Source organism: Streptomyces sp. NBC_00237, assembly GCF_026342435.1.
GTDB lineage: Bacteria > Actinomycetota > Actinomycetes > Streptomycetales > Streptomycetaceae > Streptomyces.
Map to the genome: position 1 here is coordinate 1,555,373 of NZ_JAPEMT010000002.1, position 12,134 is coordinate 1,567,506.

General features: G+C 72.3%; 7 protein-coding genes. All 7 read right to left on the minus strand.

The features are described from left to right. Positions 1 to 41: 41 nt before the first annotated feature. The 7 genes from secA to OG897_RS20730 all read right to left on the minus strand — a co-directional run bounded on the left by secA (position 42) and on the right by OG897_RS20730 (position 11,964). Entirely contained in the window at positions 42 to 2,762 is a 2,721-nt protein-coding gene (gene secA, locus OG897_RS20700; protein ID WP_266658687.1) for a preprotein translocase subunit SecA, read from the minus strand. Between the two features lie 124 nt (positions 2,763 to 2,886). Beyond that, positions 2,887 to 3,627, minus strand: coding sequence for a hypothetical protein (locus OG897_RS20705; protein ID WP_266658688.1), 741 nt, complete (start codon positions 3,625 to 3,627; stop codon positions 2,887 to 2,889). 58 nt (positions 3,628 to 3,685) lie between these two features. After that, on the minus strand, positions 3,686 to 5,659 hold the full coding sequence (locus OG897_RS20710; protein WP_266658689.1) for an acyl-CoA dehydrogenase family protein: 1,974 nt from the start codon (positions 5,657 to 5,659) through the stop codon (positions 3,686 to 3,688). A gap of 176 nt (positions 5,660 to 5,835) precedes the next feature. Beyond that, entirely contained in the window at positions 5,836 to 6,072 is a 237-nt protein-coding gene (locus OG897_RS20715; RefSeq protein WP_266658690.1) for a hypothetical protein, read from the minus strand. Between the two features lie 126 nt (positions 6,073 to 6,198). Further along, on the minus strand, positions 6,199 to 7,644 hold the full coding sequence (locus tag OG897_RS20720) for an aldehyde dehydrogenase family protein (protein WP_266658691.1): 1,446 nt from the start codon (positions 7,642 to 7,644) through the stop codon (positions 6,199 to 6,201). Positions 7,645 to 7,902: 258 nt separating this feature from the next. Beyond that, the gene (locus tag OG897_RS20725) at positions 7,903 to 9,501 is read right to left on the minus strand and encodes a PucR family transcriptional regulator (protein WP_266658692.1); all 1,599 of its coding nucleotides are present in this window, start codon (positions 9,499 to 9,501) and stop codon (positions 7,903 to 7,905) included. Positions 9,502 to 9,612: 111 nt separating this feature from the next. Next, positions 9,613 to 11,964 (minus strand): ATP/GTP-binding protein, encoded by a 2,352-nt coding sequence (locus tag OG897_RS20730; RefSeq protein ID WP_266658693.1) that lies wholly within the window; start codon positions 11,962 to 11,964, stop codon positions 9,613 to 9,615. Positions 11,965 to 12,134: the final 170 nt, after the last annotated feature.

Consider the following 12,134-nt stretch of genomic DNA (forward strand, 5'->3'; position numbering starts at 1 on the left):
CATTGTGGCCCGCGCGCGGGGGGCCGTGGACAGCGCGCCCCTCATCCGTCGCGACGGGCGTCCCGGCGGGTGTCCTTTGCGCCACCACGGCGGTCGTCCGTGCCCCGGGTGACGACGCCGTCCTCGGTGTCCATCGTGGGGGCGCTGAAACGCAGGCCCTCCTCGGGCGGCGGGGCCAGGTCGGCGGGTTCCTCCGCGACGTCGACCCTGAGGTGGAAGAGGAATCCGACCGTCTCCTCCTTGATGGCGTCCATCATCGCCGTGAACATCTCGAAGCCGTCGCGCTGGTACTCGAAGACGGGCTCGCGGCCCAGCATGCTGCGCAGACCGATGCCCTCGCGCAGGTAGTCCATCTCGTAGAGGTGCTCGCGCCACTTGCGGTCGAGTACGGCGAGCAGGACCCGGCGTTCCAGTTCGCGCAGGACCTCGCCGCCGAGCTCACTCTCGCGGGCGGCGTACCTCTCGTGGATGTCGGCGCGGACGGCTGCCGCGAGGGCTTCGGCGGTGAGACCTTCGGGGTCGGCGAGGAGCTCGTCGTAGTCGAGGGTGATCGGGTACAGCTCGCGCAGGGCGGTCCAGAGCCGTTCGAGGTCCCACTCCTCGGCGTACCCCTCGGCGGTCGCGGCGGCGACGTACGCGTCGGTGGTGTCGTCCATGAAGTGGCCGACCTGGCTCCGCAGGTCCTCGCCTTCGAGCACCCGGCGGCGTTCGGCGTAGATCAGCTTGCGCTGGCGGTCCATGACCTCGTCGTACTTGAGGAGGTCCTTGCGGGCCTCGAAGTTCTGCCGCTCCAGCTGCGACTGGGCGGCGGCGACGGCACGGGTGACCAGCTTGTTCTCGATGGGTACGTCGTCGGGGAGGTTCGCCATGGTCATGACGCGGTCGACGGCCTGGGCGCGGAAGAGCAGCATCAGGCTGTCTTCGAGGGAGAGGTAGAAACGGGAGGCGCCGGGGTCGCCCTGGCGTCCGGCGCGGCCGCGGAGCTGGTTGTCGATGCGGCGGGACTCGTGGCGTTCGGTGCCCAGGACGTAGAGGCCGCCGAGGCTCTTGACCTCTTCGGCTTCGGCCTCGCGGTCGTACGCCATGTCCGCGGCGTGCGGGTCCTCGACGGGCGGGGCCCCGGCGGGCGGGGCCTCGGCGGGAGCCTGTCCGGGGGCCTCCTCGGCCGGCTGAGGGAGTTCGCCGCCGCCGAGCATGATGTCGGTGCCCCGGCCCGCCATGTTGGTGGCGACGGTGACCGCGCCCCGGCGTCCGGCGCGGGCGACGATCTCGGCCTCGCGGCGGTGGTTGCGGGCGTTGAGGACCTCGTGCGGGATGCCCCTGCGGCGCAGCAGGCCGGAGAGGTGTTCGGACTTCTCGACGGAGACCGTGCCGACGAGGACCGGCTGCCCGGTCGCGTACCGCTCGGCGATGTCGGTGACGACGGCCTGGTACTTGGCGTCCTCGGTGCGGTACACGAGGTCGGGTTCGTCGCGCCGGACCATGGGGCGGTTGGTCGGAATGGGGACGACCTGGAGTTGGTAGATCTGGTGGAATTCGGCGGCCTCCGTCATGGCGGTGCCGGTCATTCCGGACAGTCCTTTTCCGTACAGACGGAAGAAGTTCTGGAGGGTGACGGTGGCGAGGGTCTGGTTCTCGTTCTTTATTTCCACCCCCTCTTTCGCCTCGATGGCCTGGTGCAGGCCGTCGTTGTAGCGGCGGCCGGTCAGGAGGCGGCCGGTGTGTTCGTCGACGATCAGTACCTCGCCGCCCATGACGACGTAGTCCTTGTCCTTCTTGAAGAGTTCCTTCGCCTTGAGCGCGTTGTTGAGGTGACCGATGAGGGGGGTGTGCACGGAGTCGTAGAAGTTGTCGATGCCGAGCTGGTCCTCCAGGAAGGCGACGCCGCTTTCGAGGATGGCGACGGTGCGCTTCTTGGGGTCGTACTCGTAGTGGTGGCGGGAGCGGATCTCGGCGAGCTCGTCCTTCTGGAGGGGGCTGGTGAAGCGTTCCTCCTGGACCAGTACGCCGTTCATGGCGGCGGCGAACTTCACGAACGCGTCGTACCACTGGGTGGGCTGGTCGGCGGGCCCGGAGATGATCAGCGGGGTGCGGGCCTCGTCGACGAGGATCGAGTCGGCCTCGTCGACGACGGCGAAGTGGTGCCCGCGCTGGACGAGTTCGCCCAGCGTCCAGGCCATGTTGTCGCGCAGGTAGTCGAAGCCGAACTCGGTGTTGGTGCCGTACGTGATGTCGCAGGCGTACGCGGCGCGACGGTCGGCGGGGCTCATGTCGGCCTTGATGACGCCGACGGTCAACCCCAGGAAGCGGTACGCGGCGCCCATCCAGGTCGCGTCGCGCTCGGCGAGGTAGTCGTTGACGGTGACCAGGTGGGCGCCCTCGCCGGTGAGGGCGTTGAGGTAGAGCGGGAGGGTGGCGACGAGGGTCTTGCCCTCGCCGGTGCGCATTTCGGCGACGCACTGGAGGTGGAGCGCGGCCCCGCCCATGATCTGCACGTCGAAGTGGCGCATTCCGAGGGTGCGGGCGGCGGCTTCGCGCATGGCGGCGAAGGCTTCCGGGAGGAGTTCGTCGAGGGATTCCCCTTCGGCGTACCGCTCCTTGAATTCCCCGGTGAGGGACTGGAGTTCACTGTCGGGGAGTTTCCGGAACTCCGTGTCGAAGAGATTGACCTCTGCGACGATTTTCTCCAGCTTGCGCAGCATACGGCCTTCTCCGGCGCGCATGATGCGGTTCGTGAGGTGCGTCAGACCGAGTTTCGGCATCGGAACTCCCCTTGTCCCCGACCGCCCAGTGTCGGGGGCAAGCACGGTTGCCGCAAGGAGAGTTCTGACGGGTGGGGCGGAATTCAACCAGCGCGGCGGAATTCACTCACCGGGGCTGCTGAGTTCACTGACCGAGGCTGCTGAATTTCTCGGTCTGCGCGTCCACGATCTCCTTGGGAACGCCTCCAAGGTCCTTGTCGTCGAGGGACTGGGCCCGGAAGGTGATCACGGTCGGCCCGTACCGCACCGCGGTGAGGTACTCGTACGAGGCCGTCCCGCCCTTCCCGTCGCGCAGCGCCAGCCGGAACGCTTGCGCCTCGTCGCCGGTCCCGGCCGGGGCGGACGTCCCCTCGACGGCGGTGTACGTGCCCGTCGCGCTCCCCCGCACCTCGGTGAGCCCGCCCGCGCACCGCTTCCCGGCGGCGCGCAGGTCGTCCATCACCTTGGCCGCGGACCCGTGCGCGTACGTACGCGACTGCACGGCGACGTCGGCGCCCTGGGGGTGCGCGGGGTCGGTGAGTCTGCGGTGCACCTGGGCGGCGGGCCCGCCCCGGGTCGCCCGCAGCGAGACGAGCGGCTGGCAGACGGCCGGCCGCGCGGTGTAGGCGTCGCTCAACGGGCCGCCGGAGACGGTGTATTCGCCCGTGCGGTACGGGCCGACCTCCGCGCCGGGGGCGAGCGCGCGGGCGGCGAGCGCGGCCTGCGTCAGGGGCTTCGGGGCGGCGGAGGGCTTGGCGTCGGCGCGGGCGGCGGGGTCGGCGGAACCCGCGCAGGCCGTGAGCGCGGCGGCGCAGGAGAGCACCGCCAGGATCGTCCGTGTCGATGCGAGCCTGCCGTGCCGGTGCTTCCCGTACCCCTGGTTCATAGGGACATCGTGGGGCACGGGAAGCAGCGGTGTCACCCGTTCCGCCGGGTGGCCGGGTTCAGCGGAGGGGGCGGTGGACGTTGTCCGCCTTCGCGGGTCCCGGGGTGGCGTCGGCTATCCAGGGGCCGTCGCCGCTCGGGTCGACGATGCCCTCCTCCAGCCAGGTGTACGTGCCGGACAGGACTCCCTGGACGACCTTGTGGTCGAGGTCGTCGGTGTTGGTCCAGAGGCGGTTGACGAGTTCTTCGGTACGGATGCGGGACTGGCGGCAGAACACGTCGGCGAGCTGGTACGCCTCGCGGCCGTGGTCCTCGGTGGTGCGCAGGAGTTCGGCGCGCACGCAGGCGGCGCTCATGGCGAAGAGTTCCGCGCCGATGTCGACGATCCTGCCGAGGAAGCCCTGCTTGGTCTCCATGCGGCCCTGCCAGCGGGACATCGCGTAGAAGGTGGAGCGGGCGAGCTTGCGGGAGGTGCGTTCGACGTACCGCAGGTGGCCGGAGAGGTCGGCGTGGCCGTCCGGGTGGAACTCGCTGAAGCTGCGCGGGAGTTGACCGGGCCCCGCGACGAGCTTGGGCAGCCAGCGGGCGTAGAAGCCGGTGGCCTGGGCGCCCGCCCGCGCCTTGTCGGAGAGCGTCTTGTCGGGGTCGATCAGGTCCCCCGCCACCTTCAGGTGGGCGTCCACGGCCTCGCGGGCGATCAGGAGGTGCATGATCTCCGTCGAGCCCTCGAAGATGCGGTTGATGCGCAGGTCGCGCAGGACCTGTTCGGCGGGGACGGCGCGTTCGCCGCGTGCGGCGAGCGACTCGGCGGTCTCGAAGCCGCGTCCGCCCCGGATCTGGACCAGTTCGTCGGCCATCAGCCAGGCCATCTCGGATCCGTACAGCTTGGCGAGGGCCGCCTCGATGCGGATGTCGTTGCGGTCCTCGTCGGCCATCTGCGAGGACAGGTCGAGTACGGCTTCGAGGGCGAAGGTGGTGGCCGCGATGAAGGAGATCTTGGCTCCCACGGCCTCGTGGTGGGCGACCGGCTTACCCCACTGCTCGCGCACCGAGGACCACTCGCGGGCGATCTTCAGGCACCACTTGCCCGCGCCGACGCACATGGCGGGCAGCGAGAGCCGCCCGGTGTTGAGGGTGGTGAGCGCGATCTTCAGCCCCGCCCCCTCGGGCCCGATGCGGTTCGCGGCGGGGACGCGCACCTGGTGGAAGCGGGTGACGCCGTTCTCCAGGCCGCGCAGGCCCATGAAGGCGTTGCGGTGCTCGACGGTGACGCCGGGCGAGTCGGCCTCGACGACGAAGGCGGTGATGCCTCCCTTGCCCTTCTCCGTCCTGGGCACGCGTGCCATGACGACGAGGAGGTCGGCGACGACGCCGTTCGTCGTCCACAGCTTCACGCCGTCGAGGACGTACGCGTCGTCGCCGTCGGGCACGGCGGTGGTGGCGAGCCGGGCGGGGTCGGAACCGACGTCCGGCTCGGTGAGCAGGAAGGCGGAGATGTCGGTGCGGGCCAGGCGCGGCAGGAACGCGTCCTTCTGCTCCTGGGTGCCGAACAGTTTCAGCGGCTGCGGTACGCCGATGGACTGGTGGGCGGAGAGGAGCGCGCCGAGCGCCGGATTGGCGGAGCCGACGAGGGCGAGCGCCTTGTTGTAGTACACCTGGGTGAGGCCGAGGCCCCCGTACTTCACGTCGATCTTCATGCCGAGCGCGCCGAGCTCCTTGAGCCCGCGGATCGTCTCGTCGGGGATGCGGGCCTCACGCTCGATGCGGGCGCTGTCGATCTCGGTCGCGCAGAACGCCTTCAGCTTGGCGAGGAACGCCTCGCCGCGCTGGGCGTCCTCGGCCCGGGGCATCGGGTGCGGGTGGATGAGGTCCAGGCGGAAACGGCCGAGGAAGAGCTCCTTGGCGAAGCTGGGTTTGCGCCAGTCCTGCTCGCGGGCGGCCTCGGCGACCTGCCGGGCCTCACGTTCTGAGACTTTGGGGCCGGTGACCTTGGGCTGCTGGCCGGACGGGTCGTGGGTGTGTGGTGCGGACATGAGGCTCACCTCGCCGCGCGTCGGGATCAAGGGGCCCGGAGGGTGCCGTACCGCCGCAAGGAGCCGCGTACGGCTACCGACCGGTTCTACCCACTCGTATCTACCTCATCGCGCTCATGGCCACCAGGGCTGGGGCGGAGGCGGATCGGTGTGCGGCGCACGCCCCGCCGGGTGGCTCAGGAGTCACCGCCGCCCGAGTCGCCGCCCATGCTGCCGGTCGAACCGCTGCTCGGGCCGCCCAGCATGCGGCGCTTCCTGTTGCGCTTGGCGGAGCTGCGCAACAGGTCGCTCACGCCGATCGTCACGGAGGCGACGACGCGGGCCCAACGGGGTCCGCCTCGGTCCGCCCACACCACGCACACACACCCTCCGACGGCGAGCACCACAACTCCGAGCAGCACAATGATCATCATGGGCCCATCGTTGCATTTCCCCTGGTGGGGAGGTAGAGGGAAGGGCGGGAATTGACGGAGGGGAGGCCGGTGAGCTGCTCGTCACGGTGGTGACGAGACCACCGGCCTCCCCTCGCGCGCCTTCGCCTACAGGTCGATGCCCGTGAGGACCATGACCCGCTCGTACGTGTAGTCGTCCATGGCGTAGCGGACGCCCTCGCGGCCGATGCCGGACTGCTTGACGCCGCCGTACGGCATCTGGTCGGCACGGTAGGAGGGGACGTCGCCGACGATCACGCCGCCGACCTCCAGGGCGCGGTGGCCCCGGAAGGCCGCCTGGATGTCGTGGGTGAACAGACCGGCCTGGAGGCCGTACTTGGAGGAGTTGACGGCCTCGAACGCCTCCTGCTCCCCGTCGACCTTCTGGACGGAGAGGACCGGGCCGAAGACCTCCTCGCAGGAGAGGGTCGTGTCGGCCGGGAGGGCGGCGAGGACGGTCGGCGCGTAGGAGGCGCCGTCGCGCTTGCCGCCGGTCAGCAGCTCGGCACCGGCCTTGACCGCCTCGTCGACCCAGGACTCGACGCGCTTGGCGGCGTCCTCGCTGACGAGCGGGCCGACGTCGGTGGAGGCGTCGGACGGATCGCCGGTGACCTGGGCCTCGACGGCGGCGACGATCTTCGGCACCAGCCGGTCGTAGACGGAGGCGTCCGCGATGACGCGCTGCACGGAGATGCAGGACTGGCCGCCCTGGTAGTTCGAGAAGGTCGCGATGCGGGTCGCGGCCCAGTCGAGGTCCTTCTCGTCGGAGAAGTCGCCGAGGACGACGGCCGCGCCGTTGCCGCCCAGCTCCAGGGTGCAGTGCTTGCGCGGGACGGAGTCGAGGATCGCGTACCCGACCGTCTCCGAGCCGGTGAAGGACACGACGGGCAGCCGCTCGTCCTGCACCAGGGCGGGCATCTTGTCGTTCGCGACGGGCAGGACCGACCAGGAGCCGGTGGGCAGGTCGGTCTCGGCCAGCAGCTCGCCGAGGATCAGCCCGGAGAGGGGGGTGGCCGGGGCGGGCTTGAGGATGATCGGCGCGCCGACGGCGATGGCCGGGGCGACCTTGTGCGCGCAGAGGTTCAGCGGGAAGTTGAACGGCGCGATGCCGAGGACGACGCCCCGGTTGAAGCGGCGGGTGAGCGCGAGGCGGCCGACGCCGCCCGCGTCGGTGTCGAGGCGCTGGGCCTCGCCGCCGTTGAAGCGGCGCGCCTCTTCGGCCGCGAAGCGGAAGACGGACACGGCACGGCCGACTTCGCCACGGGCCCACTTGATGGGCTTGCCGTTCTCGGCGGAGATCAGCTGGGCGATCTCCTCGGTGCGCTCAAGGAGGCGGTCGGCGACGTGGACGAGGGCGGCGGCACGGGTGTGGGCCGGGGTGGCGGAGAAGCTCTCGCGCACTGCGTACGCGGCGGCTACGGCCTCTTCGACCTGGGCGTCGGTCGGGATGCTGACGGTGCCGACGGTGCGGCCGTCCCAGGGGGAGGTGACGTCGAAGGTGTCGTCGCCGGTGGCCTGGCGGCCGGCGAGCCAGAAGGCGTGGGTGGAAGTCATGTCGGGGTCCGGCCCTTCCGAGGGGTGGGGTTGGATTACGGGTCCACGGTAGGGGTGGGGACGGACCGCGTCGCTTGTCCGGGGTGGAGTGTTGGGGATGGGGTGGGTGCCGGATTGGCGGGGGGCAATTCCAAGCCCGTCCGGCGTTTGGGGACGCGCGGCGAAGCCGTGCAGGGGGCGAGGGGCGCAGCCCCCGGTGGGAACAGCGACCCCACGAGCCCCGCAGGCCGAACAGGGTGGCCGCGCACGCGCACGGGATCAGGACCCCGACGTCGCCTTCAGGGCGAGCCACAGCTCCATGCGGACGTCCGGGTCGTCCAGGGAGCGGCCCAGGATCTCCTCGACCCGCCGCATCCGGTACCGCAGCGTGTGCCGGTGCACACCGAGCTGGGCCGCCGCCGCGTCCCACTGGCCGTGCCGGGAGAGCCAGGCCCGGAGGGAGGCGACCAGATCCCCCCGCCCGGTCGCGTCGTGCTCGCGCAGCGCCCGCAGCATGCCGTCGGCGAAGGCCCGTACCGCGTCGTCCGCGAGGAGGGGAAGGACCGAGCCCGTCGCCAGCTCCTCGTGCTCGACGAGCGCCCGCCCGCGCCGCCGGGCCACCGAAAGGGCCTGTTCGGCCTGTTTGAAGGCGGTGGCCGCCGCGATCGGCCCGGCCGGGGCGGAGAGGCCGACGACCACGTCGCCGTCCTCCGCCGGTTCCATCGGCCGCGCCGCCTCCCCCCGCCGCTCCGCCATGTGTGCCGCGCACGCCGCGACCGATTCGCCGCCGTCCGCCGCCAGGATCACCACCCGGCCCCCGTCGGGCACGACGAGGATGACCTCGCCCGCCCGTGCCGCCGCCGACTCCAGCGCGTCGACCAGGGCCTGGAGCGGTTCGTCCACGTCCGCGCCCTCCACCGCCGCCTCGGCGATCACCAACCGGAAGGGCGCGTCGAGCAGCCCTCCGTACAGATCCCCGGCGACCGCGCGGGCGTGGTCGGGCTCCCCCGCGAGCAGCATCCGCAGCACCGCCGCGCCGAGCCGTGTCTCGGCGGCCTGGAGGGCCCGGGTCCGTTCCGTGGTCAGCGTCAGCAGCGCCACTGCGGAGTGGACGGCGTACCGCTCCGCCGTGCCGAGCGGGGCCGCGGTGCCGACGGCGAGGGTGCCGCGTGCCCGGCGTCCGGCCCCCAGCGACTGGAGTTCGACGCGGTCCTCGCCGGGCCCCTCGTCGGCCGCCCCCGCGACCCCGGCCACGACCGCGCTGGCCGGGGCGGGCCGGTCCCGCAGCCTCTCCACGTCCGGAACGATCCGGGCGGCCCGCCTGGCCGCCCACTCCGGGGCGGCGGCGACGAGCGCGCCCGACGCGTCGTACACGGCGGCCCAGCCGTCGACGTGCGCGGCGAGCCTCGCCACCAGGTCGCCGGGCCCGGTCAGCGCCGCCCTGGTCAGCTCGCGCTGCGCCTCGAAACCGGCGGTGACCGCCCGGTACTGGTCGGCCGCGATGGCCGCCGAGACCGCCTTGGAGATGGCGAGGAAGGGGGTGCGGCGCGGCACTTCGAGAAGCGGAAGCCCCTCCTCCTTCGCCGCCGCGAGCAGGGCCTGCGGGATGTCGTCGTACGAGACGCCGACCGCGAAGCCCAGCCCGACCACCCCCGCGCCGACGAGGCGGCGCACGTACCGGCGCATCGCCTCCGGGTTCTCGGCGTCGAGCTTCATCGCGGTGATGAGGAGCAGCTCGCCGCCCTCCATGTACGGGACGGGGTCGGCGAGTTCGCTGACGTGCGCCCAGCGCACCGGGGTCTCCAGCCGGTCCTCCCCGGCGCGCACGACGAGTTTGAGCGCGGAGTGGTGGACGAGGGAGGCGAGCGTGGGCGGCATCGGAGGGCGGAACCTTCTCGGGGGAAATGTGCCGTCCCGTATGAACGGCACTGCCAATTCTGCCAGGGCGTACCTAAAGCGCGTGTCGCCGAGCCCCGAGGACCACCGGTCTCACTCCCGCAGATCCACCAGCAGCGGCGGGGCGTGCTCCCCGCCCACCGTCGTCAGCGACAGCACCGCGTGCCCTGCGGGTACCCCGCGCGCCAGCTCGGATGCGGACCAGCGTTCGCGCTCCACCTTCTTGACGGTGACCGCCCTGGTCACGACGGCCTTCCCCGTCACGAGCTTGCGCAACGCGTGCACGGCCCGCGTGAAGGGCTGGTTCGCGAAGACGGTGTGCTGGGCGACCTCGGTGGTCTCCACCCACTCCGTCCCCCACGCCTCGGTGAAGCGCCGCCCGTCCCAGGTGGTCACCCCGGAGAACGCCATGTGGCAGCCGACCGCCCCCAGCAACGGAATGTGCAGCGCCTCCGGCACGTCGTCGACCGTACGGAGGTTGAGCACGACCCCCGCGTTCGCCGAGCGGAGCCGCCCGATGCCGCGCACGGTGTCGGCGGTGAGGGTGGCCGTGGCGTCGTCCAGGACCAGGCAGGCGAAGAGCGAACGGTCGGCGCGCGCGGTGACGGCGGTCAGGAACTGGGCCAGGACCAGCCGGGCCAGCAGCCTCGACGCCTCCGCGTGCCCCTGCTCGGGCAGCTCCACGCGGACCCGCATCGGGTGGTGCTGGAGGGCGCGCAGCGAGAACGGGCGGGCCGCCGGGTCGGTCGCGAAGAAGTCCGAGAAGGCGGGCCGGTCGAGGAGTGCCAGCCGGTCGGCGAGGGCCGGGCACGGGTCGGCGGCGGTGCCCATCTGGCGCACCCGCGACGAGAGGTCGCGCAGCATCGCGGCCTCCCCCGCCGCGTCGAGGTCGCCCGCCAAGCGCTGGAGGGCGGCCGGGTCGGCGCGCAGGAGTTCGTACAGCTCGGGGACGGCGGGGAAGCGGCCGTGCACCACGTGGTGGGGGCCGATCAGCTGGGCCAGCGCGGTCGCCGCCCGCCCGGTGTCGACGGCGTCGAGGTCGCCGACGAGGGCCTCGGCGAGGACGGCCGACGCTGCTTCGACGTCGGTGGTGCCGCCGTAGAGGTCGAGGTCGTGGACGGAGGCGGGGTCGCCGATCCGGACCACGACGTCGTACGCGGCGTCCTCGCCGAGCGGCGTCCCGGCGGCGCAGACCGCGAGGACGGCGCACGTCCCGGCGAGCGCCTGGAGGGCGAGGGACTCGACGACGGGGGCGGTGAGCCGCCGCGTCTTGCCCGTGCCGGGCGGGCCGACGGCCAGCAGGGAGGTGCCGAGCACGGCGGGTTCCAGGGCGACTCCGACGCCCCTCCACCGGTACGGATTGGGCTCCGCGTCGACGTACCTGCCGATCCGCACCTGCCCGGCGAGGAGATCGTGGCGGGCGGTGCGGCGCGGCAGGTCGCGGTCGCCGGAGGGGTGGGCGAAGGCGGCGGCGCCGTCGCGCAGGACGGTGGCGGCGAACCTCTCGCGCCGTGCCGGGTCGTCGCCCACCGTGTCCCAGACCGCCCGGACCCGTACGACGTCGAGGTCGCTCATCCGCCCGCCGCGCACCTCGGCGGTGAGCCGCTCGGCGGCCTCGCGCTCGCCCGCCGCCCGCAGCTCGGGCCAGCGGGCGGGGTCGGCGGTGGGGTGGGCGGGGGCGACCGGGTCGGGCGTCTTCGTACGGCGCAGGAGGCCGAGCCAGCCGCCCATGCGGGCGAAGGGCCAGAGCAGGGCGAGGGTGATCACGGCGTACAGGAAGTACGAGACGGTCATGGCCCGGGTGACGTCGCCCGCCGCGTCCGGCTGGAGCCACTCCTCGGGAAGCAGCAGGAAGACGGGGTCGACGACGAGGAGGGTGCGCGACCAGGTGAGCACCTGGACGATGGCGGCGAGCCCGAGGGCGGTCAGCGCCCGGCCGGGCTGCGGGCGACTGCTGACGAAGCGGCGGAAGACCTCGGACCAGTTGCCGAGCCTGCCGAACCAGTACACGAGCGCCGCGCCCACGAGCCCGTTGTAGATCACCACCGCCTCGGCGGCCTCGGCGGTTCTGGCGCCGCCGAACATCCCGAAGTTCCACCACTCCCCGGGGGTGAAGAGCTTGAGCGGCACGAGCTGGTACGGAATGTAGGCGTTGCGCCACAGCGACCAGAGCAGCAGCCCGGACAGCAGCGAGATGACCGCGCCGACGAGCAGCGACCGGTCGCCGACCTCTTCCTCGTCCGGCCGGTCGGCCCTCGGCACGTGCCCGTACCGCCAGATCCCCGCCCCGGCCGCCGGCCGCGCCTTCGTCAGCCAGTCCTCGGTACGGGACAACGGCGGCGCGGCGGCGGGCACCGGCGGCAGGTGGGCGGGCGGCGGTCCGGCCGGGCGGGGCACCGAACCCGTGCGGGTGTCACGAGCCTCGTGCCTGTCACCGGTGTTCATGTGCTGCCCCTCGTCCCCACGAACCAGCTGTACGTCCTGCCCAGACGGCCAATCTAGGGCCTGCACGGCCCGAGCGGCGTCCCCGCACACCGAGGGCCCGCTATGTCCGTACCGGACAACACGCCCCCCGTACTTCTCCGCGGCGGAACATGCCCCCCGCGCCGCGCCGC